This window comes from Collinsella sp. AM16-21 (genome assembly GCF_003471905.1).
GTDB lineage: Bacteria > Actinomycetota > Coriobacteriia > Coriobacteriales > Coriobacteriaceae > Collinsella.
The window spans coordinates 14,071-37,703 of the sequence record NZ_QRKJ01000014.1; the positions used below are offsets into that span (position 1 = coordinate 14,071).

The 23,633-nt window shown below is 59.7% G+C and carries 22 protein-coding genes, 1 tRNA gene and 1 pseudogene; 19 read left to right on the top strand and 5 right to left on the bottom strand.

Annotation, left to right across the window (positions count from 1 at the left end; all coding sequences use genetic code 11):
- Window positions 1-42 precede the first annotated feature (42 nt).
- The 6 genes from DW180_RS08030 to DW180_RS08055 all read left to right on the top strand — a co-directional run bounded on the left by DW180_RS08030 (window position 43) and on the right by DW180_RS08055 (window position 5,786).
- The gene (locus DW180_RS08030; RefSeq protein WP_117634363.1) at window positions 43-516 is read left to right on the top strand and encodes a PTS sugar transporter subunit IIB; all 474 of its coding nucleotides are present in this window, start codon (window positions 43-45) and stop codon (window positions 514-516) included.
- A gap of 194 nt (window positions 517-710) precedes the next feature.
- Window positions 711-1,745, top strand: coding sequence for an SIS domain-containing protein (locus tag DW180_RS08035; RefSeq protein WP_117640663.1), 1,035 nt, complete (start codon window positions 711-713; stop codon window positions 1,743-1,745).
- Between the two features lie 81 nt (window positions 1,746-1,826).
- Window positions 1,827-2,600, top strand: a complete 774-nt coding sequence (locus tag DW180_RS08040; protein WP_117563725.1) for a PTS sugar transporter subunit IIC — start codon at window positions 1,827-1,829, stop codon at window positions 2,598-2,600.
- Window positions 2,600-3,448 carry a PTS system mannose/fructose/sorbose family transporter subunit IID gene (locus tag DW180_RS08045; RefSeq protein ID WP_192924133.1) on the top strand — a complete coding sequence of 283 codons (849 nt, stop codon included), beginning with the start codon at window positions 2,600-2,602 and terminating at the stop codon, window positions 3,446-3,448. The genes DW180_RS08040 and DW180_RS08045 overlap by 1 nt, the downstream gene beginning before the upstream one ends.
- 551 nt (window positions 3,449-3,999) lie before the next feature.
- A complete protein-coding gene (locus DW180_RS08050) occupies window positions 4,000-4,665 on the top strand; it encodes a PilZ domain-containing protein (protein ID WP_158570967.1) in 666 nt (221 codons plus the stop codon).
- Between the two features lie 5 nt (window positions 4,666-4,670).
- Window positions 4,671-5,786 (top strand): hypothetical protein, encoded by a 1,116-nt coding sequence (locus tag DW180_RS08055; RefSeq protein ID WP_118238349.1) that lies wholly within the window; start codon window positions 4,671-4,673, stop codon window positions 5,784-5,786.
- 48 nt (window positions 5,787-5,834) lie between these two features.
- On the opposite strand, the gene DW180_RS08060 is transcribed toward DW180_RS08055, so the two are convergent.
- A complete protein-coding gene (locus DW180_RS08060) occupies window positions 5,835-6,347 on the bottom strand; it encodes a hypothetical protein (protein WP_117759729.1) in 513 nt (170 codons plus the stop codon).
- Between the two features lie 398 nt (window positions 6,348-6,745).
- Here DW180_RS08060 and DW180_RS08065 point away from each other — a divergent pair, with 398 nt between their 5' ends.
- The 3 genes from DW180_RS08065 to DW180_RS08075 all read left to right on the top strand — a co-directional run bounded on the left by DW180_RS08065 (window position 6,746) and on the right by DW180_RS08075 (window position 9,777).
- Window positions 6,746-7,531 carry a hypothetical protein gene (locus DW180_RS08065; RefSeq protein ID WP_118238350.1) on the top strand — a complete coding sequence of 262 codons (786 nt, stop codon included), beginning with the start codon at window positions 6,746-6,748 and terminating at the stop codon, window positions 7,529-7,531.
- Window positions 7,532-7,611: 80 nt separating this feature from the next.
- The gene (locus DW180_RS08070) at window positions 7,612-8,544 is read left to right on the top strand and encodes a hypothetical protein (RefSeq protein ID WP_117759725.1); all 933 of its coding nucleotides are present in this window, start codon (window positions 7,612-7,614) and stop codon (window positions 8,542-8,544) included.
- A 150-nt stretch (window positions 8,545-8,694) separates the two neighbouring features.
- Window positions 8,695-9,777, top strand: coding sequence for an HNH endonuclease (locus tag DW180_RS08075; protein WP_118238351.1), 1,083 nt, complete (start codon window positions 8,695-8,697; stop codon window positions 9,775-9,777).
- A gap of 455 nt (window positions 9,778-10,232) precedes the next feature.
- Here the strand turns inward: DW180_RS08075 and DW180_RS10520 are convergent, their stop codons facing one another.
- The 3 genes and pseudogenes from DW180_RS10520 to DW180_RS08085 form a co-directional block, all read right to left on the bottom strand.
- On the bottom strand, window positions 10,233-10,967 hold the full coding sequence (locus DW180_RS10520; RefSeq protein WP_233541134.1) for an ATP-binding protein: 735 nt from the start codon (window positions 10,965-10,967) through the stop codon (window positions 10,233-10,235).
- A gap of 156 nt (window positions 10,968-11,123) precedes the next feature.
- A pseudogene (locus tag DW180_RS10680) lies at window positions 11,124-11,756 on the bottom strand (AAA family ATPase); the annotation flags it as partial.
- Window positions 11,650-12,348: a DUF5710 domain-containing protein gene (locus DW180_RS08085; RefSeq protein WP_118238353.1), complete on the bottom strand. Its 699-nt coding sequence runs from the start codon at window positions 12,346-12,348 to the stop codon at window positions 11,650-11,652. The gene DW180_RS08085 and the pseudogene DW180_RS10680, both read right to left, overlap by 107 nt.
- Before the next feature lie 407 nt (window positions 12,349-12,755).
- Between DW180_RS08085 and DW180_RS08090 the strand changes: the two genes are divergently transcribed.
- Complete coding sequence (locus DW180_RS08090; protein ID WP_118238354.1) at window positions 12,756-13,766, top strand: hypothetical protein; 1,011 nt, start codon at window positions 12,756-12,758, stop codon at window positions 13,764-13,766.
- 420 nt (window positions 13,767-14,186) lie between these two features.
- On the opposite strand, the gene DW180_RS08095 is transcribed toward DW180_RS08090, so the two are convergent.
- Window positions 14,187-14,261 (bottom strand) — tRNA-Val (locus DW180_RS08095).
- A 230-nt stretch (window positions 14,262-14,491) separates the two neighbouring features.
- Between DW180_RS08095 and DW180_RS08100 the strand changes: the two genes are divergently transcribed.
- The 9 genes from DW180_RS08100 (at window position 14,492) to DW180_RS08140 (ending at window position 23,543) form a co-directional block, all read left to right on the top strand.
- The gene (locus tag DW180_RS08100) at window positions 14,492-15,376 is read left to right on the top strand and encodes a hypothetical protein (RefSeq protein ID WP_118238355.1); all 885 of its coding nucleotides are present in this window, start codon (window positions 14,492-14,494) and stop codon (window positions 15,374-15,376) included.
- Window positions 15,377-15,387: 11 nt separating this feature from the next.
- On the top strand, window positions 15,388-16,224 hold the full coding sequence (locus DW180_RS08105) for a hypothetical protein (protein ID WP_118238356.1): 837 nt from the start codon (window positions 15,388-15,390) through the stop codon (window positions 16,222-16,224).
- A 13-nt stretch (window positions 16,225-16,237) separates the two neighbouring features.
- Window positions 16,238-16,750, top strand: a complete 513-nt coding sequence (locus DW180_RS08110) for a hypothetical protein (RefSeq protein WP_118238357.1) — start codon at window positions 16,238-16,240, stop codon at window positions 16,748-16,750.
- A gap of 14 nt (window positions 16,751-16,764) precedes the next feature.
- Window positions 16,765-17,214, top strand: coding sequence for a hypothetical protein (locus DW180_RS08115; protein WP_118238358.1), 450 nt, complete (start codon window positions 16,765-16,767; stop codon window positions 17,212-17,214).
- 2 nt (window positions 17,215-17,216) lie between these two features.
- Window positions 17,217-18,014, top strand: a complete 798-nt coding sequence (locus DW180_RS08120; protein WP_118238359.1) for a hypothetical protein — start codon at window positions 17,217-17,219, stop codon at window positions 18,012-18,014.
- A gap of 60 nt (window positions 18,015-18,074) precedes the next feature.
- Entirely contained in the window at window positions 18,075-18,824 is a 750-nt protein-coding gene (locus DW180_RS08125) for a signal peptidase I (RefSeq protein WP_118238360.1), read from the top strand.
- Complete coding sequence (locus DW180_RS08130; protein ID WP_118238361.1) at window positions 18,817-20,517, top strand: hypothetical protein; 1,701 nt, start codon at window positions 18,817-18,819, stop codon at window positions 20,515-20,517. Before DW180_RS08125 ends, DW180_RS08130 begins: the two co-directional genes overlap by 8 nt.
- Before the next feature lie 69 nt (window positions 20,518-20,586).
- On the top strand, window positions 20,587-22,833 hold the full coding sequence (locus DW180_RS08135) for a DUF2357 domain-containing protein (RefSeq protein WP_118238362.1): 2,247 nt from the start codon (window positions 20,587-20,589) through the stop codon (window positions 22,831-22,833).
- Complete coding sequence (locus DW180_RS08140) at window positions 22,833-23,543, top strand: signal peptidase I (RefSeq protein WP_117776663.1); 711 nt, start codon at window positions 22,833-22,835, stop codon at window positions 23,541-23,543. Before DW180_RS08135 ends, DW180_RS08140 begins: the two co-directional genes overlap by 1 nt.
- The last annotated feature ends 90 nt before the right edge of the window (window positions 23,544-23,633 follow it).

Genomic DNA, 23,633 nt, shown 5'->3' on the forward strand with positions numbered 1-23,633 from the left:
CCACACCTGTCATTCCCTTTATCACGTGCGGAGATGATAACGATGATTAAGCTTACGAGAGTTGATTACCGACTGATTCACGGCCAAGTTGCCATGTCCTGGACTCACGCTTTGGATGTAGATTGCATCTTGCTTGCCAGCGATGCTGTGGCAAAAGACGACATGAGGAAGGCGGCCTTGAGGCTCGCCCGCCCCAACGGCGTTAAACTCGTCATCAAGGATGTTGACGCTGCTATCGAGGCGCTCAACAGCGGCGTTACCGACAAGTATTCGCTGTTTATCATCACTGAGACGATTGAAGATGTCTATCGTCTCGCTAAGGGTTGCAAAGACATCAAAGAGATCAATCTGGGCGGAACCCGAAAGACCCCTGAGACCACGCTTCATCCGACCCCTGCGATCTTTGCGACCGAGAAAGATGCCGAGCATATCCAAGAGCTCCTGGGCGATGGCGTGGCCATCGAAATCCGTCAGGTCCCCAATGACGCTAAGGTGTTTGCCAAGGACGTTTTCTAGCCGGAAACACGTTGATGCTCGGCATTTATTGAACCAATGCTCTATGCCTATGCCCGTCGATCATTTGATCGGCGGGCTTTTTATTAAAGAAAAATCAAAAAAATCTGAAATAGTTCTTGCATAGTTAGTTATATAAAGTATTATAACGTCATGGGATGAATGAAGGGTTCATCCAAGTGAGTTAGGAGTAAGGGATGTTCAATTTCGATGAGCCTCGTTACGAGAAGGTTGTGAGCGATGCCCTCGCTCTCCGTCCTCAGATTGAGGCTGCCGTGGACGAGGTCTGCGAGCAGGGTTATTCCAACATCTTCTTCATCGGCTGCGGCGGCACCTGGGCCCACACGCTCCCGATGAAGTATTGGGTCGAGACCACCACGGCCGACGTCGATGTCCACTGCGAGATCGCCGCAGAGTTCCTCGCCTGCCCGCCCAAGACCTTCAACAAGGATTCTGTCTGCGTCTTCTCCACCCGTACCGGCACCACCCCCGAGATCATTGAGGCTGCCAAGTTCTGCCAGGAGCAGGGCGCCCGCACGCTGATGTATGTCTCCAACGACAACACCCCGGCCACCGAGTACGCCGATTACAAGTTCTTCAGCTTCGCCGAGGACGACGTTCTGTGCGAGGCCATCTACACCTACCAGATCACGCTGGTCGCCCGCTTCCTCAAGAACGCCGGCGCCTTCCCCAAGTACGACACCTTCATGGAAGAGTTCGGCAACATCGCTCCGTACCTCATCAAGGCCAAGGACGCTCAGGACGAGCGCTGCGCCGCCATGGCCGAGGACTTCAAGGACACCGATTACCACATGGTGATTGGCTCCGGCATGCTCTGGGGTGAGGCCTACGACTACGCCATGTGCATCCTCGAGGAGATGCAGTGGATCAAGACCAAGTCCATCCACGCCGCCGAGTTCTTCCACGGCACCATCGAGCTGTGCGAGGAAGGCACGAGCCTCATCATGCTCTACGGCGAGGACGACACCCGTAAGCTCATGGACCGCGTGGACAACTTCACTCACATGCTCGCCGACGAGAAGGGCGTCAACGTCCGCGTGAACAAGTTTGACACCGCCGAGGTCGAGCTGCCGTTCAGCGACCCCGAGTTCCGCAAGATCGTCTCCCCGATGGTCACCTACACCATCACCGAGCGTCTGAGCTGCCATCTCGAGCACGTCCGTAACCACCCGCTCACCACGCGTCGTTACTATCACCAGATGAACTACTAATCCTCTCAAATTGCTGCGGTTGTCTGCAGGCGAGCTGCGCAGAATGCCTCGCCTGCAGACCTGTTTCTGGGGTTGATCGAAATGGTTGTCCAGTATCTTCTAGTTGCACTGGTCGCATTTATTGCGTCCATGGACGAGCAATTATTTGGCATTACGATGCTTGGTCGTCCGCTGTTTACGAGCCTGTTTGTCGGCTTGATCCTTGGCGATGTCCAGCAGGGCGTTATCGTCGGCGCTGCTTTGGAGTCCATGTTCATGGGCGCCATCATGGTCGGCGCGGCGGTTCCTCCCGAGGTCTATGCCTCCGGCGTGCTTGGCTGCGCGTTTGCCGTCATTACGGGTACGGGCACGGCAACTGCCGTCGCGCTCGCCCTTCCCGTCTCCGTCTTCCTTCAGGTGTGGCGCAACTTCTGCTACGCCGTTCCGGGTGCCTTTGCCTGCAAGAAGATTGAGACCGCTCTGGCAAATCGCGATCTTGCCAAGGCGAATCTGTACCATCTGACCATCGTGCCGCTGTCGATTGGCATTCCGTCTGCACTGCTGGTGTTTGGCTCGCTGTTCTTTGGTGCCGACCTTATCAACAATGCGCTCAACGCGATTCCGCAGTTTGTGATGGACGGCCTCAACGTTGCGTCCGGCGTCATGGTCTGCATCGGCTTCGCTCTTCTTATCAGGACCATGGGCGATAACAAGCTCCTTCCCTGGCTGTTCCTGGGCTTCATTATGGTCATCTACCTCAAGATGGACGTGGTCGGCGTCGCCGCAGCTGCCATTTGCGTCGCGCTGCTCCTGGCCTTCCGCGAGGGCTCGTCCGGTCCGCAGACGGTTGCTGCAGATGAAGAGGAGGACTTCTAATGGCTATCCAGAACACCGACCTCAAAGAGGCCAAGAAGGACGCGATTATGACTCCCGATATGTATCGGAGCATGTTCCTTCGCCAGTTTACGAGCCAGTGCTCGCAGTCGTACGACAAGATGATGGCAATGGGCTTCATGTACACCATTCAGAAGCCCCTGCGAAAGATCTATCCCAACGACGACGATTACTATGCGGCGCTCGATCGCCATACCGAGTTCTTTAACATCACGCCTCATGTGCTTCCGTTTGTAGCCGGCCTAACGGTTTCGATGGAAGAGCAGGCGGCTGCCGATAAGAACTTCGACACGTCCTCGATTAACGCCATGAAGGTCGGCCTTATGGGACCGCTTTCCGGCATCGGCGATTCGTTCTACTGGGGTACGTTCCGCGTGGTTGCCGCCGGCATTGGTATTGGCATCGCTTCGACGGGCAACCCGCTCGGCCCCATCGTGTACGCGCTCATCTACTCCGTGATTAACTTTGCAACGCGTATCGTCGCCGCCCATCTGGGTTACGACTTGGGAACCAAGTTTTTGCAGCAGTCCGAAGAGAGCAACCTTATGTCTCGCATGACGCATGCTGCCGGTGTTCTCGGAATGACCGTTATCGGCGCCATGATTGCGGCACAGGTCTCGCTGTCCACGGCTTTGACCTTTGACGTGGGTGGTTCGGAGATTGTCCTGCAGGATCTGTTCGATTCGATCTTCCCCGGTCTGCTGCCCTTGCTGGCAACGTTCGCTTGCGTTGCCCTCTATAAAAAGGGCGTCAAGACCATTTGGATCATCTTGGGCATCTTCGCAATCTGCATCATCGGAACGGGCTTGGGAGTGTTCGCGGCGGCGTAATGTTGACTGCTATGCTCGCGCGTTGGATAACTAACTGACCGTTTGAAAACGGGGCTCGGCGTAAGGCCGGCCCCGTTTTTTATTTGAGGGATTTTCCGACCGTCCAAAAAATCACACTCGTCCATCACTCACGCATCTCTCATCTCTCATTCGTCACTAATACGAGAGATAACAGAAAGACGAGAGATAAATATGAGAGATAACAATGCTGCAAGGTGGCTAGGGGATCGAGTCAAAGTTCCGGTATACATGAGTTTACCTGCGCGAACGTGATTTGCTTGAACCGATAACGGCATTTTTGTCTCTCATCTCTCACTCATCTCTAAGCTGAGAGATAAATGAGAGATGGCTGAGAGATAGACAGACGGCCTGTCGGGGACATGCATCGCTGTTAGATTGATGCCGCGCGCGGAGCAGCTGCACGTTCACCCGCGCCCTGCATCCCGCCATTTCGCGTACTGCCCACCGAAACCTGCGGCAAAGCAGGTACAATAGCCCAATGTGCATCGCGCACGACGATGATATCGGCGCCCGCGACTGGGGGAGACAACATGGCAGAGCAACAGATAACGCCGGGGACCAAGCTTCAGGTGGCATTCGACGTGCCCATGGGCCAAAAAACCGACTTCAACATGCTCGCCACGTACAAAGAGAACCTGGACGACGCGTACTTTCTTATGAGCGCGCCCATGCTCGCCGGCAAGCCGCTCATCATGGACGAAAACCAAAAGCTGCTGCTGCAATACAAAGTGGGCGAGGAGACGTTCGTGCTCGCCGGCTACCCCGAGTCGGTCGAGAAAAAGGGCATCCGCACCTACTGGAAAATGCGCAAAGTCGCCGAGCAGCGCACCTTTGTCAAGCGCCGCGACGAGCGTTTTAAGGTCGCCATGCGCCTGACCTACCAGCGCGACAACGCGCCGACCCCCGAGCCCGAGGACGCCATGACCATCGACGTCTCGGCCGGCGGCCTGGCCGTCTACCTCAACGATTATCCCGATGTGGGCGAGGCCCTGGCCGTGCAAATGCCCACGATCCGCCTGCAGGGCGAGCGCCACGAGCTGCCCGAGCAGCTGGGCATCGTGTGCTGGGTACGCCGCGCGCCCAAGGGCAGCCTGTACCGCAACGTCTGCGGCCTGCAGTTCCGCTACGCCGACGACATGGAGCGCGAGCTCGTCAAAGAATACGTCGGCTACATCCGCGCCAAATATAAGCTCTGATCGCCATGGCTCTGCTCAAGCGTAACGACAACAAAGATCAAGCTGCCGAGGATTTGGCCGAGAGCCAGGCCGAGGGCGCGGCTGAGGATTTGGCCGAGGGTCAGCCCGAGGACGCCCCCAGCACCGATCCCGCCCCGCGCAAGCGCCTCGGCAAACCCAAACGCAAACCCAAGCGCGACCTTCGCGGCGTGGTGCGCATCGAGGAGCTGGAGCAGGCACTGGCCGACCAGGACCTCGAGGACATCGACCCCGACGCGGTCGTCTCCATGTACATGCCCAAGCGCCGCATGGAGCGCATCGGCGCGGCGCTGCTGCGCATGGACAAACTGCAAAAGGCCCTCGTGGTGCTGGCGCTTGCCTTTGGCGTGCTGTTCGCCCTGTCGTTTATGCAGGAAAACATGGGTAACTTCACTATCAACCTCAACCGCCTGGAGCTGTTCCGCCGCGGCGTGGCCATTGCCGACAACGGCGACTTTAACAACGCCACCGCGCGCCTGGCCGCCGACGCCTTGGACAACGGCACCAATATCGCTGCCGAGGACCTGCCCGACAACCTGGACGATATCGACGGCAGCCACAACGGCAAGAACTACGTGGCGTACACCTTCTATATCCGCAACGCCGGCAAGACCGATCTGGGCTACAGCGCCAAGCTCAAGGTGGTCAGCGCCAGCAAGGGCGTGGAGAAGGCGGCGCGCGTGAGGGTGTATCGTAACGGCGAGCCCACCACCTACGCGGCCGCCGCGGCCGACGGTAACCCCGAGCCCAACACCGAGCCGTTTGCGTCCAAAGACGTGGTGACGACCATTAGCCACGCGAACTTCCGCGTGGGCGATGTGGACAAGTACACCGTGGTCATTTGGCTGGACGGCGACGACCCGGAGTGCGTGGACAAGATCATCGGCGGCGCTGTGGAGTTCGGTTTTGATTTTGATTCGTCCGAGACCGACGACTCGAGCCTGTTCGTTAAGTTCGTGCAGGATATTGCCGATACCCTGACCGGCAGCGATCCCATTAGCGCGAGCGGCAACGAGGCGCCTGATTACTACAAGGAACACAACGTGACTTGGAGTAACCGTCGCAACCAAAAGAACTCGCCCGCAGGGGACGGGGACAAGTAGAACGAACAGGCGCCGGGCCGGAATCGATTTTCCGGCCCGGCGCTTTTGTTATGCGGAGGCGTTGTCTTTGGAGGAGGCGACGTCGCCAGCGGCGCCGTCCAGCAAGAACAACCGCAGCACGAGTTTGATCGCGTAGCCCGGTTTGACCTGCGCCGCGTCTCCCATGCGTTCGCCCAGGTCGCCGCAGTAGGCATAAAGGTCGCGGATCAGATCCGCGCCCGAGAGGGTGAACATGTAGCCCGCGTCCGAAAGCGCGTTGGGTGCTGCGGGCAGCCCCGCAGCCAGGCAAAAGCTCGCAAGGTCGGGGCCCATGACGGCCTCGTAGTCAATCGCGTGCTCACCGTCCCGGGCGGCCTGCTCCTGCTCGCGGGTGTATGACAACGCGGCCGCCAGCACAAAGCTGGGCGTGGGCGCGTTGACGTCGTCGGTGGTGGCGACGAGCTTGCCGGCCGCCTGCGTGACCAGCCAGGCGACCTCGCGCTGGCAGCGAACGGCTTTGCGCGTCACCGGCTTGATCGATCCGGCAGAAACGCTTCCCTTGGGTTGATTGGCGGCAGCCATAGAGCCCTCCCGGCAAATAGCCCGCACAAGCAGGCAGAAATTACACGTGCTACATCAGTATAGCGGGTGGGGAAGGACTAGGGCGAAGCTCGGCGGAGGGTGAATGTGTGCGATGGTGTGGAACTGCGGTCGCAAGGCTTAAGAGGGACTTACGGCTTTGCAGGAGAGAGATCAAATAAGGTAACGATGTTCACATAGCACCACATATAACCCGAGGTAGACCTATGAATCTGCCGGAATGTAGGCTGCCGAAAACTCATAAGGAAATCGTAAGAATTATGGTATTCTCAACTCTATATCAAAAGGATGGGCAAGCAACATCCAACACGAAAGCGCGGGCTCCCCTTCCGGGCTTCTCGAGGGTCATCTGGGATGAATGGGGAAAGAAAGGGGTCCGTATGGATACCAAGGCATTAAAGAAGCAGATGGGCGCCGCCATCGCCATGGTCCTCGTGGCAGCCGTAGCCCTCGGCTCCGCCACCTTCGCATGGTTTGTCAGCAACAACACGGTTAAGGCGACGACTACCAACATTAGCGCGCAGTCGAATTCTGCATATCTGGTGATTGATAATGCGGATGCCGGTTCTACGAAGACAACGTCCACGGGTTCGGCTACCGCTTCTGAGACGTTTGATGCTGATACCAAGCTTTATCCCGCTCAGTGGAAGAGGAATTTCGATAACACTGGTAATAAAGCTGCCAGTGAGGCGGATGGCGTCTGGCAATTCGAAAGTGCCTATGCAAAGGATAAGGCCAAGCCCGATGAGAAGGATGACACGCGTTTCGCCGTTGGTAATCCTGAAACGGCTGCGACCAAGGATTACACCCTTGCAAATACTTTTTATATCGGTACCGGTACTTATGATGGTACCTTTACCAACTTGAAGGTAACTGGCGTTGAGATTAACAATACGTCTAATTCCAAACTCGACTCTGCTATGCGCGTGCTTGTAATGTGCGATAATGAATGGGCCGTTTGGTCAAAAGCAGGCAAAGAGAGCAGCTCGAACACTAATGGAATCATCAAGGCCGACGGTATTGCAAAGAACAAGGATGCTACCGTAAAGGTCTATGTCTACTACGATGGCGCTGACTCCGAGGTTTATACCACCAACCTGGAGAACATCGCAAAGGATTGCGGCGTGACGGTTACTTTCGAGGCGACGCCGACCGAGTTTAAGTAATCAATCCATTTATACATAAAGCTCGACTTTCGCCGGGGGCCGAACCGTCGGCCCCTGGTTTTTTAGAATAGGTTAATCGGATGGCAAAACGATCTCAACAATTAAAGGTTCAGCTCGTTGCCGCGGCTGCCGCGGTTGTGCTGTCTGGTTTCGCACTATCCGCCGCCACGTATGCTTGGTATGTTGCCAACAATACGGTCAGCGCAAAAACGTCTACGATCGGTGCCACCACGAACGGGTTTATTCTTCAGATCGCTCAGAAGTCGAAAGGCGCCCAGCATGGTGGCGCTCAGGATTCTCTCGCGGCGACCGAGCTTGGAGGCAAAATCACTCCTTCCTCGACTGACAATATGGCGGATTGGTATGCCTGCCAGGGTTGGGGTGAAGATGGAAAGGTCACCACTTATACCAAGCTCAATTTCACCGCAGGTGGCAAGGCTGGAGAGTACGAAGCTGGCGGAGAGACGCACTATGCGTTTCTAAAAGGTGAGTACATCCTCTATACGATTTCGGATACCGGATTTGCAGACGTATATCTTGCGGATCCTTCTGAAAATCCCGTCGAAGTAACGGTCAACGGTGATGCTACGACTGACACCATCCCCAAATCCTTGCGCGTTGGATTGACGATTCAGAATGCCGATGCGGATGGTAACGGTACTGGAGCAGAGACTCTGAAATGCGTCTATGCCCCCTATGCAGTTGAAGGCAAGGGAAATGATGCTTCGGCAATTGACGGCTGGGCGTGCATCAACGGTTCTGCTGCGCCTGTTACTCCTTCCTACCAGCATATCGAGGCAGACAACTATGACGGTTGGTGTGCCTCGAAAGTCGGAGAAGATTACGTCGCGGGCTCTAAAGCGATAGCCAAACGGGTTGGTTACAACGGAGTGATTCTTCGAGTGTATATTTGGATGGAAGGTACGGACGCGGATTGCGTTAATAACGAAGCTGCAGAAGATACGGCTACATACAACGTAACCGTCCGTCTTGCCGGCGTTTCTGCTGAATAGCATCCATTATCCTGATCTACTCGAAATTGATAGGGGCCGCTTCAATCGAAGCAGTCCCTTTCTTTTGTGGCGACTTTGCGCAAAACAGCTGCATATGAGCCCGCGTGGATCGGCGATAATGTGAAGAACTGTTCTTCCTGGAGGTTCCTTATGGACGGTATCGCTTCTAGTGTTCCGCTGATTGCTCGGCCGAGTTTCGACCGCGCTTGCAGCTTTGTGCCGTCCGAATATGTCCAGGCCTGGGAGCGGTTCTTGCGCGAGGAGCAGCGTGGCGGCCTGTGGGACAAGCTTCCGCATCGCACCAATGCCGATAGCCCTCAATATCCCTTCCGTCTGACGATTGATTCCGAGCTCTTTCCGGTGCCGCGCGATTCGGGCATCTTTTGGCCTGGTCGCGGGCGCGTTAAGCATCCGCGCAAGAAGACCTTTGCCCTTTCGGTGCACAATTCCAAGCGCGGCGCCTACCCTGATGTTCCGCCGCTCTATCTTGAGGACGGCACGTGGGTGCTCAAGTACTCGTCGCAAAGTGCTTCGGTCGAAAACTGGCGCGACCAGGACTACAACCAAAAGATGATCAACTGCATGGAGTGCGGCGTTCCCGTTGGCGTTTTCTTTGCAACGAGCGCTGGCTACAAGGTTCTGGGCCTAGCGTTTGTTGAGCGTTACGAGCCGGAGAACAGCTGGTTTGTACTGCACGGCCCCGTCCATAAGGGCGGACCCGACGCGCGTTTCTTCCCCGATATGAGCTACATGAAGGAGGCTCCGGTCGCGGCGGAGTTTTCTGGCGCTCCCGTGAGCGACGATGATAAGGTCCGCTACGCGTTGCGTCGCGAACGAATCGGCCAGCAGCGTTTCCGCAATCAGCTCTTTGAGGCCTATACCGGTCGATGCGCCGTCTCGGGCTGCAATGTCGACGAGGCGCTCGAAGCCGCGCATATCGAGAACTATTCGGGTCCCAAGTCGCAGATTGTCAGCAACGGTATTCTGCTGCGCCGCGACCTGCACTCGCTGTTCGACGCCCATCTGATTTCGTTTGAGCTGGTACGCGGCGACTATCAACTTTGCGGGTCGTATCTTCTGCAGCATACGGATTATGCGGCGTTTGCAGGTTCGGTGTTGCGCGAGCCAGACGAACATCGCTTGCGCCCCAACGCTCGATTCCTCGAAGCCCATCGCGCCGAGTTCGATTTCTCGGAATCGCGCCGCCGGGCAGAGGCTGTTGCTCCGTATTAGTCGGGTGCGGTCCGCTGTAACCCGATCATGTCGATTGATCGGATCGCAACAGGCCACCATTCGAAGCCATTCGATCCTGCCATCCTCTCCTCAACGGTTAAAACAGGAAAGGGGAGACCATGGGATGGCGAAGCGATATCGCGCGAGGCGTGTACGGAAACCTACCGCGAGCGTTAATGGACCGGAGCCTGTTCCCGCTCGTCGAGGCCACCTGCAGCCAAATCTGTCTGCCCTGCCCAAGCTGCGGCGCAGACCTTCCATGCCTAGACATCAACTTCATCGACATTCGCGACAAGCAGTCTACTGACCCGCGGGCTCGAACGGGTCTGCGTCTCCCGGTCTATCCTCAGCAATGCCCAACCTGCGGATGCGCCATCACCTATGACGAGGTGGAACCGTAGCTTCGATGGCCCAATTGCCAGTCAACAAAATCAAGTGGTTCGACATGCAGTGCGCTATGCCCGCAGCGCCCCAATGGGGAACACGTAGACATCGTGTTCGGCATCGTAGCGGCAGAAGGGCGAGGTCGCGGTAACGACGGCGCAGAACTCTGGCTGAGGGTTGCGTGCGGCAGGGTTCAGAGCGACCTTGCGGCGCAGGCGTTCGATGTTGCGGATTCCGTCGCTTACCTTGGATTCGCCGAGCTTGATTTCTATCGCCGCCCAGCGGCCATCGTTCAGCTCGATGATGGCATCGACTTCAAGCCCGTCGGAGTCGCCATAGTAGTGGAGTGAGCCCGGATACGAGCCGGGCAGGCACGAGGTGTAGACGCTCAGATCGTGAATGCACAGAGACTCAAAGAGCAGGCCAAATGTTTGGCCGTCTGCAAGGAGCCTCTCGGGGTTCATTCCGAGTGCGGCTGCGGGAATGGAGGGGTCGACGAAATAACGTTTTGGCTTGGTACGCAGGCGAGACTTGGCGCGGACGGGCGCATCCCAACCGGGCAGATTTACGATCGCATACATGCTCTCCAACATGTCGAGGTAAAACGCCACGGTTGAAGTTGCCGGCTGGGCATCGCTGTCGCCCAACGAGGCGTCTGCCGCAATGGTGTTGAGCGTGGCAGATGTCGCAACGTTGCGCGCGAGCGAGGACACGATGTGTCGCGCCGTAGACCCCACGCCTCCTTTTTGCGGAACGCTGACTTCGTACATGGCATCGAGATACTGGTTAACGACCTCTGCGGCCATCTGGGGGCTCGCTCCGACAAGCGCCGGCCATCCCCCGCAACAAATTGCGTCGGCCAACATCGGGAGCGATCCTGTATAGGCGGAAGGTTCGAATGATCCTTCGAATAGGTTTTTCAGCGAAACGGACCCCGTTGAAAGTCCGCGTTCCCAAAGCGTCATGGTGCTCATGTCGAGACGCGCTATGCGACCGGCACCGCTGTGGGTAACAGAGTTTTTTGCTGGCGTTGATGATCCAGTGAGGATATAGAGGCCCTTTTCGCCGCCGGATGCATCTACGGCGCGGCGTGTGGCGTCCCATGTTGCGGGGGTCTCCTGCCATTCGTCGATGACATGCGGCTTATTGCCCTGAAGGGCGAGCGAAGGATCGGCTTCGACCAGCGACTTTACGTTTGGGTCGTCAAGATGGATGACACTCTCGCCGAATGCAAGCGCTGTCCATGATTTGCCACACCATTTGGTGCCCCGAATCTCGACAGCCCCAAATATCTGGAGCAGAGTTTGCAACCGTTCGTCCAAAAGGCGAGGACGGTAGGATTTGGGCTGCTCCGAACCATAGGAAATCATGATTAGATAAACCTCACTACCTGGGCATACTCGATTTTCGAGGATAATCATACTCGATTTTCGAGGATTTCCACACTCGATTTTCGAGGAAATCTGGACTCGATTTTCGAGTTTTGCCCTACAGGTAAATCCCCTCGCACAGGGTTTTGTGGAACTGGGTGTGGTGGTCGCGTGCCCAGGTGAAGAGCGCCTGGTCAAAGTTGTCCTGACTGGCGGGGATGCCATAGACGCCGGCGACTTCCACGCGCACGAACTCCAGCGCGGGCAGTTTGTTGATGGCCGTGAGCGCAAACGGCGACGTGGGCTCCTCGAACAGGTAATGGCTGCCTTGCAGCGCGCCGCAGGCGGTGCAGGTGCTGGCGAGCGATACGGTCTTGGTGGTGCGCGACGTTACGGGCTTGTAGCCGCAGCGCTCGCGCAGGTAGTCGCGGATCTCGGACGGCACGCAGCCCAGTGCGGGGACGATGGCTATGGCGTTGGCGCGGGCGGTGTCGATCGCGATGTGGCCCGCGTCATCCATGGCGGGCGCGGCACTGGGCGCAGTCTTGCTGCCCGAGTTCTCGACCACCCGATACGGAATGCCAAAGGCCGCGACCGTCGTCTGCTCGTGGCACTTCCAGCATTCGCGCTTGCCCAGCACCAGGTAGATGTAGGGCGCGCTGGGGTCGGAGCGATCCACGCCGGGCAGCCACGCGGCAAAGGGCTCGGGGTTGACGCCATCGGGCACGTACCAGATCTTCTTGACCCGGTCCCACTTGGCGCCCAGGGCCTTGGCCTCGTCTTTGTGCGAAAAGGGAACATCGAGCTCGGTGCGCATGGCGGCTCCTTTGTGCGGCTTGCGGTGCATGTGCTCCAAGGATACCCCAGCGGCAGGTGCGTGGGCGCTAAACGAGCACTTCGACCGTCCGAGAAGTCGGGGAGCATTTTGGCGAGGGCGTGCCGTCAAGCAAATGGGCAAGCAAATGGTCAGCTTTTGGTCAGTTGAGCGGCAACCTTGCCAAAAGCTTGACGGATTTGCATTTAGACGTCGACGAATGAACACTTTGGTTGCGCCACAGCAAAAAACTGCTGGTCGTTTGCCGAAAACTCGCCAGGGTCGCGGGCCGCCGCCGACGCGCGTGCTATCTTCGCGCCATGGGGTACTTTATCGTTTCACATAACGCTGCGTTGGCGCTTTTGGCGCACATTCCGAACCCGCGCTTTGGGGATTCGGAACCAGAGGTCGTGTCGATCGCGGGCGCCTGCGCGCTCTGTGACCAGGAGGCGCAGGAGTTTATCGATCGCTATGATCTGGGGATCCAAACGCTGGATTTGCTGGTGCCGACGCGCGCCGACCGCCGGCGGACCAAGCATGTTAAGACGCACCTGTGCACCAACGAGCTCCCGGCGGGCTCGTTTATCTCGCTGGGCCACTGGATGGGCGGCCTGGATGCGTACGTGTGCTCTCCCGAGCTAGCGTATTTGCAGGCCGCGAACGATGGCGATGCGGCGGCCATCTATGCTGGCTATGCCATGACATCGGACTACCGGCTGGACAACCTTGCTCCCGGTGGGGTGACAAGCAGGGATGGGGGAATGCGCGATAGCAGGCTCACGACCAAGGAGCTCATTGCGGCGTACCTTGACCGGGCGTCAAAGGTGAGAGGTGTCGCCAAGGCGAAGGCGTTGCTTCCGTACGTGGAAGAGGGCTCGCGGTCTCCAAGGGAGTCGGGGCTTTGCATGTTTATGTCGGTGCCCGCGCATTACGGCGGGCTTGCGCTGGGCAAGGCCGAGCTGAACAAGAAATACTATATTCGTGACGGTTACAACGATGGGCGCAACCGCAAACTGCGCGTGTTGGAGCGCACGCCCGACATCACGCTTACGGTGAAAGCGGAGGTGGGCCTGGATAAAGTAAGGGCTGGCTTGCTGCCCGAGGTGCTTACCGCGCTGGTCGATTACGACAGCGACACTATCCATGATGGAAGCGAGAAAATCCACAAGGATGCCGAGCGCCGCAACGAGCTGCAGATGCTCAATGGGGTCGCGTACTTTACGGTGACGACTGACCAGGCGAGCGACTACGAAAAGCTCGTTCGCCTGTGCGAACGCATCCGGCGCAAGCTGCATCGGAATAAGCGACCTATCTTTAACAGGCCCATGACGGAGGAGCAGCGATATCTTGCCCTTGCGCGCGTCGAAACGAAGCGGTTTAAGCTTTGGCAAACCGTCATCGACGCGCATCGGCATTGGTAGAGGCGGTTGTTGGTCGTGGGGGCTAACGGCCTTATTTCCAGGTCTAATACTTTTCCGCGAAGTGAACGAGTCAAAACGGGGCCCCGAAGCAGCGACACTTTTGGCGACTCGTTTCCTGCAGTTTTGCCATTGGGATCCTGCGGTTTTGGCTTCGAAAAGTGTGCATGCTTCGGGGATCCAAATAAGCTCGTTCACTTCGCGGAAAAGTATTAGACCTGACTATAGGAAGGTTGTCCGGATGTGCATCGAGGCCCATTCGGGCCCGATCGGGGCGCTCGTTGAGGGTTGTTTGGGCGACTTTAGGCTTGGTTGGGGTGGTTGCTGGCGTTGTTGAGGCGACTTTGGGTGCCGCGGCGCCCTTTTGGCTTGGCGGCGTAAAACAAAACAGCTCAGAGGCGAAGCCTCTGAGCTGCGAACATTTGGTGGGCGTTAGAAGATTTGAACTTCTGACCTCTTCCGTGTCAGGGAAGCGCTCTCCCCCTGAGCTAAACGCCCGATCAAGGGTGCGCGGGTGCGCAGGGAATAATATAACGGAGCTCCCGCCCAGTGGCAAGAACTATTTTTTAAAAAGCGGCGATTTGCGACCCTGTCCGCCCCGATGCAGCGCGAACAGCACGCGGAAAGTCACGTTTGTACCCCCGATGAACTGCATGTTCGCGTAAAATAATTCCATTATGGGCAAATGGTGTCCAGGTAGTTTACAACACGGCATCTGGGGGAGGGGCATGTCAGACGCGCGCTCGCTGCGAAAACAGTTCAATCGCATGCTCGCCACGTTGCTGGTGGCCCTTGCTGCTGCCGGAGCCGTAACGTATGCCTGGTACATCTACAACGCCAACCGCCATATCACCGACGTCAAGATGGCCGCGGGCACGGGCGTGACCTTCCTCATCTCCAACGAATACGATGGCGAGTACAAGACCAACGCCGGTTTGAGCTTTGCGGGCCTGCTCGATCCCGTCTCGACCGACAACGTGCTCAACGGCTTCCAAAAGGTTACGGGCTTTACCGGCGGAACCACCCAGGACTCGCTCTTTGCCAGCATGTTTGGCGCGGCCGAGCATTCCGACTACTACAAGACTTCCCTGTACCTGGCCACCAACTCGGCCGCGACCGACGTGTACCTGTCGGGTATCGACTTTACCGAACAGGACCCGGCAAACCCCATCTCCACCGCGCTGCGCGTGGGGCTGGTAGCCTATGCCCCAGGCAAGAGTGACACCGTAACTGGCCAGTACATCTTTGAGGTCTCGAGCGAGCGCAATCCCCAGGCGCGCTACAACACACTCGACGGCAAGGATGCCGGCGAGAACGAGCAGAATCACCTGGTGCTCGACAGCACCCGCTCCGATGGAACAACGGTTCATTTTGACCAGCTGACTAGCGCAAACTTTTGCGACTATAACGAAGACACCGGCATCGTGAGCCTCAAGGAGGCCACGACCAAGATCTGCAGCCTGCCCGCCGCTGCCGAGGGCGCCAACCGCAGCACGCCCGTGCGCGTGGATGTGTACGTGTGGCTGGAAGGCTGCGACCCCGACTGCACCAACAACCTGGCCGCCACCAGCCTGCAATCTCTGGCGCTGCGCTTTGCCGGCAAGCGTTCGTAAGGGGGCTGGACATGAGTGCATCGAACATCAAAGACATCCTGGGTTCGCGCCGTCGCATGGTTGCCGCGGCCGCATGGATGTTGGTGCTGGTGGCAGCCCTGAGCGCGGCCACTTACGCTTGGTTTAGCAACTCGCGCTATACCAACGTGACGCCCGTGGCGCACACGGTAAGCGACGAGGGCTCCGACCTGCAGATTGGCCTTTCGGCCAACGGGCCCTGGGACACGACGGCAACGCTTGCCGCCGCCGACAAGACACTCTATCCCATCTCGACGGCAGACCTTTCCCGCTTTTGGCGCGGCACGTTCCAAAACGCCGCCGGCGTTACGACCGACTACGCCGACTGCACCGCGCAGCTGGACGACTACGCCCTTTCGGGCACGCTGTACCTTAAGGGCAGCGATAGCGCGCTCAACGTGTACCTGTATCAGGGCCAGATGAGCGTGACGAGCGACCCGCAGCTGCTGGCCGCGCTGCGCCTGGGTCTGGTAATTACAACCCAGTCGGGCACGCAAACGCATATCTTTACCTGCGACGATCTGGGCAATACCGCGGGCGCCACCAGTAGGCGCACCACCGCGCAAGACGGCGTGGTCGTGGCAGCTGGCGCCTCGGGCTGGACCTACACCGCCGATCCCGCACGCGCCATAAGCGCCTACAGCATGGACGGCACCGGCGACACGCCCACGGCGCGCGCAGCCGCCACGCCCATCTGCACGCTGGCCGCCAACGAGGTGGCAAGCGTTCGCTACGTTGTGTACATGGAAGGCTGCGACGCCAATTGCATCGACGAGGCCCAGGCCCGCGATGTGGTGCTGCAGCTTGCCTTTGCCGCGGCCAAGGCATAAGGGGGCGAGTGGCATGCAAGATAAGAAGCAGGTGCAGCTAGACGGCAGCGAGGCAGAGACGGCGCGCGTCAACACGGCGGCAACCGCCGCCTTCGAGCCCACCGAGCCCGCAACCACCACCCGCCGCCACACCCGCCGCGCGTGTGCTTACATTGCACTCGTTATGGTGGCTCTCGCTGCCACTTTGGGCGCCGCCACCTACGCGTGGTTCACGAGCAACATGAAGGTCAATACCAACTCGGTGAGCGTGCACAGCGACACGTCCAAGCTGGTGCTGGAGCTGGGCGACGCCGATCGCGGCAGCTGGTCGCAGCAGGGCGATGTTTCCCTGACTTCCAATGCGGCTGGCGCCGTGACGCTCTACCCGGTCTCGACCTTCGATCTCAACGGCTTTGCTGCCTGCGCGCAAAACAACTCCGCCGGCGATGCCACGGTGTTTGAGCAGGAAAAGACAACGGCTCCGCGTTCTACCACGGCTGGATCAATCTGCGCCCCACCATTACCGGAACGGGCGCCAGCAAAGTAAAGGGTAAGGTCAGCTTGTATCTGGCCGAGTCGTTGGTTCCCCAGGGTGCCGATGCCGAGCTGCTGCGCGCGGCCCGCGTGGGCATAAAGATCTCGAGCGGCAACCAGGTGCTTGCCACCAACATCTTTGAACTCGACGGCTCCGATAGTGGTCACCGCGCCGAGCACCCGGCGACTGCCCCTGCAGGCCTGGCGGGCTACACCGAGGGCATGCTCCTGGGCTGGCAAAACGGCCAGCTCGCTTGCGGCACCAACGTGACGCAGGACCCTGCCGCCTTTACGCTGGACACGAGCGAGACGGCCACGCGTCCGCAAAACACGCTTGCCACGCTGGGGCTTGGCCAGACCTATCGTCTGGATATCTATTACTACATCGAGGGCACCGACCCCGATAGCGCTGACTACCTGCATCAAGACCCGGGCACCCTGCACCTGGCCCTCTTTGCGACCTTGGACGGTGAGTAGCCATGACGCGTAAGCAACCCGCCGCCAACTGTGCGTCCGCCACCGGTAAGCCCAACGCCCCCGCCGACACCGACCTGCGCCGCAAGCTCACCACCACCGTGGTGCTGGTGCTGTTTGCCCTGGTGGCAATAGCCATGGCAACGTTTGCCTGGTTTTCCATCGCCGATAGCGCCAAGACCCGCATGCTCATGATCGACGCCAACGCCGACGGTTCGCTGCGCTTTGACCTGGACGAGCACGCCACCTTCGAAGAGTACGTCCACAGCCTGGGCTTCGACCAGATCTCGGCACGCATCGCCAGCGAAAAGGGCGTGGACATCGACGCATCCAAGCTCAAACCCGTCACTACGAGCGACTACCAGACCTTCACCTTCGAAGACGGCTCCACCGCCGACCCTGCCACCGGCGCCTACCTGGAGTTTACGCTGCACTTTATGAGTAGCACGGACCTGCGTGTGCGCCTGACCGGGCAGGATGGCGACGGCGGCGTGTCCGGCACGCGGTTTAGCTCCGATACGCAGGGCATGGCCAGCGCCATGCGCATGAGCTTTACTGCCGACGGCCACACCTGGGTCTACAACCCCAACGGGGGCGGGGGCTCATCCGGCGCGGCCACCGTCTTTGGGCTCGACTCGGGCACGGCCACCGCGGCCAGCGATATGTTCGACCTGATAAAAGATACGGATAAGCCGGTAACCGTTCGCATATGGCTCGAGGGAACGGACCCAAATTGCACTAATATGCTAAAGGGAGCTAACTATTCGGTTTCGATGCGCTTTGAGGGCATCGAGGAACAGTAGATACGCACGGCGGCCACCGGGCCGCGCACGACCTAGTCAGACACGGTAGTAAGGGACATCATGCAATCTGTTAAAAAAGTCGCATCCATCGCACTGAGCGTCGTCATGTGGATCATCATCCTGGTGGCGGCCCTGTATGCGTTTACCACGCTCGCCACGCGCGAGGACGGCAGCGTCTCCGACATCGCCGGCTTTACCCCGCTCGCCGTGCAGTCCGACTCCATGGCGCCCACGTTTAACAAGGGCGACCTCATCATCATCCAAAAGTGCGACACCTCCAAGCTCGAGGTGGGCGACATCGTGACGTTCCACACCATCATCGACAACGAGTACGCGCTCAACACGCACCGCATCGCCGCCATCGACGAGGTCAACGGCATGCGCAGCTTTACCACCAAGGGCGATAACAACGACGTGGCCGATACGCACATCATCAGCGACGGAGACATCGTTGGTAAGTACCTGTTCGCGTTGCCGCAGATGGGCAAGGTCATGGACTTCCTGTCCAGCTCCATGGGCTTCCTCATCGTGATTGTCCTGCCCATGCTGCTGTTCTTTATCTACCAGGTGTATCACCTCATCGTGGTGGGCATGAACCTTAAGCGCGCCATGGCCGAGGAGGACCGCCTGGCCGCCGCGGCTGCCATCGTGGACGCCGAGGGCAAGGGTGACACTGCCACCGTCACCGCCGATAACGCCGCCGAGCAGCTTGCCCAGGCCGAGGCCAAGCTCGAGGAAGCCCGTCGTCTGAAGGCCGAGGCCGAGGCGGCGATGAACGCGACCAAGCAGGAGGGTACCGACGGTGAGTGAGTTTCTGGGATTTGCCTGGGAGCTGCTGGCAAAGGTCGTCTACAACGTCGTTGCCGTCGTGAGCTCTATCCTTAACCTGCTGGTGTTTGGCTGGGTTGAGTACTTCAACATCTTTATGACCTACTTCACCACGTTTGACCTGGTGGGCAAGATCGGTGCGGTCATTCTGTTTGCCATGCTCATTGCGGTCCCCGTGCTGATCGTGGCCATCCTGGTTCACCGTTACCGTATCAACCGCCGCCTGCATCGCGACGACACGTCCAACAAGGCGCTCTATCGCGAGATCGGTCGCCTGAACAAGCAGGTGCTCGACCTGATGGACGAGAAGAACAAGCTGCTGGCGCTCAAGGTCAACGCCATGGGCGGCACCAAGCAGATTCCGTACGTGGGTGCCTCGGCCCTGGCCGACGACCACCTGCCCACGGTGGGCAACGTGGTGGGCGCCGCTGCGGGCGCCGGTGCGGCTGCTGGCGAGGGCGCTGCGGTGACGGCCGTCATGTCGGGCAACGCGTCGCTCGCGCTCGATGGCGAGGGCGTCAAGGACGCCGCGGCCGCCATGGCCAAGGCCACCGTCGAGGCCAAGACCCTTGCCGAGGAAAAAGAGATCGCCCAGGCCAACCGCTTCCCCAAGCTGTCCCTTGTGGACCTTAAGTACCGCGACTGGGAATCGCCGGTTTACGACGATGCCATCTCGCTGGAGGACTTTGTCGACAGCTTCCGCGCGTTCGCCTGCAGCCAGATGAAGCTCTACTACACGCCCGAGATCATCCGCCGCTTTGTGGCCGGCATGGCCGCCTCCAAACTGCTGATCCTGGAAGGCATCTCGGGTACCGGTAAGACCTCGCTGCCCTACAGCTTTAGCCGCTACCTGGACAACCCCGCGACCATCGTGTCGGTGCAGCCGAGCTTCCGCGACCGCACCGAGGTGCTCGGCTACTTTAACGAGTTCTCCAAGCGCTTTAACGAGACCGAGTTCCTCCGCGCCGTGTACGAGGCGGGCCTTCGCCAGGACCCGTCCATGATCGTGCTCGACGAGATGAACCTCGCCCGCGTGGAGTACTACTTTGCCGAGATCCTGTCGGTGCTCGAGATGCCCAGCCACGACGAGTGGGTGCTCGATCTGGTGCCCACCCAGTGGGCCGCCGACCCCAAGGGCCTGCACGACGGCAAGCTCACCATCCCCGATAGCCTATGGTTTATCGGCACCGCCAACAACGACGACTCCACCTTTACCATCACGGACAAGGTGTACGACCGCGCGATCCCCATCGAGCTCAACGAGCGTGCCGACGCGTTTGAGTGCGAGCCGCACGAGCGCGTGCACGTGACGGCCGACCACCTGCAGTATCTGTTCCAAAAGGCCAAGGTCGAGTACGTGATCGACAACGAGCTGCTCCAGAAGATGCACAAGCTGGACCAGTACCTGCAGACCCGCTTTAAGCTGGCCTTTGGCAACCGTATCATCAAGCAGATGTACGACTTTATCCCCGTGTACGTGGCGTGCGGCGGCACCGAGCTGGGCGGCATGGACTACATCATCGCCCGCAAGGTGCTTAAGAAGTTTGAGTCCATGAACGTGAGCTTTGTGCGCGACGAGATGAAGGGCCTGATCGAGTATATCGAGAAGACCTTTGGCGAGGGCGGCCTGCCCGATTCCGTCATGTACCTGCAGCGGATCCAGAACTTCTACTAATGGCGTAAGTGCGGGGCGGCGTGATGTCGCCCCGCCCCTTTCCGATCGATCCAACCTATGGAGTAACCCATGTCCGAGACCATTCAGGACCTCTATACCAGCTTCTCCGAGCAGATGGAGCCTATCCAGGAGGACAGCCGCTACTTCCGCTATCTGTTTGAGATGGCGCAGGCCTCGGGCACCACGATCGAGCAGCAGCGCGAGGAGCTCGTCAAGGTGGTGGACGAGGAGTGGATCAGCATGATCGAGGACTCGCTCGACGCCATCAACACCATCATTGAAAAGCCGCGCCGCTTTATCACCACCGAGGAAGAGGTGGTGCCGGTCTCGCGCGCTAAAAAGATCAGCGCCGACAGCGTCCGTCATCTGAGCCAGAACACGCAGTTCCTGGCGCCGAGCGAGGACGGCGGCGTCCATCCAACGCGCATCCTCAACGTCAATACCGTTGAGACGTACGACCTGTACGAGAACCGCTTTATCTACCACCTGATTCAGCGCCTGCTGACGTTTGTGGACAAGCGCACCGACGTGATCTTTTGGTCGACGGGCAACGAGATCCGCAACCGCTTTAAGATGCACAGCAAGATCGACGATGCGTACGAAGAGATCGAGTACAACGTCGAGATGACGGTCAAGAACCACCAGAGCTTTGCCGAGAACGATGCCGACAACATGGACGTCTTTATGCGCATCGACCGCGTGCGCCGCCTGGTCATGGCGCTGCGCGGTGCGTCGTTCTGCCAGATCATGAACGGCTGCAGCGCGGTCCGCAGCCCCATTCAGCGCACCAACCTCATCATGAAGGACCCCAACTACCGCAAGTGCTACCAGCTGTGGCAGTTTATGGAGCGCTACGACAAGGTGGGATACAACATCGACGTGCAGCAGCAGGCGCTGGCGTTCGATGACGAGTACATGGTGCAGATGTACACCAACCTCATCAACAACTACACCGTCTTTAAGAGCCTGACCGATGACGAGCGCAACCTGCAGGAGCTTGAGAGCGTGCAACACGCGCCGGTGGCGCCCAAGTTTATTAAGGAGATTAAGGAAGAGCAGGTCGATAGTCCTGATCTGCCCGATGTTGAGGTCCGGCGCGTGTTTGTGGAGGAGGTCACGCAGGCCCAGCTCGACGCCGAGCAGGCGCTGGCCGAGGCTCGCGAGCAGATTGAGGAGCTGCAGGGGCAGCTGAAGTCCTGGAAGGTGCAGACACACGCGCTGACCGACGAGCGCGACGACCTGGCCGACGAGCTGGACGAGGCAAAGACGCGTGAGCTGGCGTTGACGCAGCGCGCACAGATTGCCGAGGCCGATGCCGAGGAGCTGCGTGGCTCGCTGGAGGATGTCGAGGCCGGCAAGAAGGCTGCCGAGGATGCTGCCGTTGAGGCACGCTCGACCGCGGCGGCGCAGCTTGAGCGGATGCGCGCCGAGGCCGATGCCGAGGTCTCAGTCGCCCGCGCCGACGCAGATGCTAGGGTCGCGGCTGCCGAGCAGGCTGCTGCCGAGCAAGTCGCGCGGGTCAAGAGCGAGTCCGCCGCAGCCCTGGCCGCCAAGACGGCCGCCGAGGCCGCCGAGCTGCAGGCCGCCAAGGACGCCGCCGCAGCCGAGCTTGCCGGTGTGCGCGAGGCGTCTGCCAAGGAGCTCGCCGAGGTGCATGCCAAGCTGGACGCCGCCAAGCTGCAGATCGAGGAAGTGCGGCTGGCGGCCGAGCGCGATGCCCGTGCCGCGCAGGAGACTGCCGACGTCGCCGCGGCCGAGGCGGAGCAGAAGCTCGCCGACACCGTTGCCGCGGCCGAGGAGAAGGTTTCCGCTGCTCAGCAGGCAGCCGATGCCGCGATCGACGCCGCGCGTGCGGCCGCCGATTCTGCCGTCGAGCAGGCTACGGTGGACGCCAGCGAGAAGGTCGCCGCAGCCGCTGCCGAGCGCGATGCCGCCGTGCGTGCCGCCGAGGAGGCTCGTGCCGACGCCGACGCGCGTGCCGCCGCAGCCGAGCTTGCGGCAGGGGAGCGCATCGAGCAGGAAGTCGCCGCCGTCCGTGCCGCTTGCGAGCGCGAGGTCGAAGCTGCTCGCGCGGAGATGCAGCAGCGCCTGGACGCGCTGGCGCAAGAGCTGGAGCGGGCCGAGCGCAACCGTGAGCGTGCCGAGCGCCGTGCCGAGGGCAACAGCCTGTCGCGCTATCTGCTGGCCCGCTTGCGCGGCGAGGCTGGCGAGGGCGTGGTCGCCGCGCCTGACGAGGATGGCGCTTCTGCGGCGGATGCCACCGAGGGCGAGGTCGCTGCCGACCCCGAGACTTCCGCAAAGGACGACGACAAGTGATGAAGCACGTGCTCCGCGTGATCAACGTGCTGGCGACCGTGGTGATCCTGGTCGCCTTTGTGGTGTTGCTGCGCACGGTGTTCACGCCCGCCGGCGAGATCCCCACCATCATGGGCTATGGCTTTATGCGCACGCTGACCGGTTCGATGGAGCCGGCGATTCCCGTGCACTCGTTTATCGTCGTTGATACCGGCGACGGCCAGGCCTATCAGGTGGGCGACATCATCACCTTCCATTCGTCCGATGACGCGCTGGAGGGTTCGCTCAACACGCACCGCATCGTTGCCGTGGAGGCCGCCGCCGACGGCGCCCCGATCTACCGCACCAAGGGCGATGCCAATCCGGTCGAGGATGCCGCGCCCGTGCCCGCCGCCGACGTGGTGGGCCGCGTGGTCTTTGTCTCGGCAGGCCTGGGCGTTGTGGTGTCGCTGCTCACCAATCCGCTGCTGTTCTTTCCGCTCATCGTGGTGCCGCTGATCGTGCTGCTGGTGCTCGAAATTCGCCATATGGTCAAGACCACGCAAGAGGTGGCGCGCGCTGAAGACGAGGCTGCCCTGCGCGCGGCTGTGGAGCAGATTCGCGAAAAGCGCCGCCGCGAGCAGGAGGAGCAGGGCGACGCCGGTGACGAGGGCGATGCCGACGGTGGCCATACCGATGAAAGTGCGGAAGCCGATCCCGGCGCCCCAGGCGATTCCAACCGCTCGGCATAGCTCATCGGTGCCTTTCGTCCCTGCAATTTGGACGCTCGCAGATGCTCCGCATCATCTGCTATTTCATACCAATATTCGTGCTACAGTTTG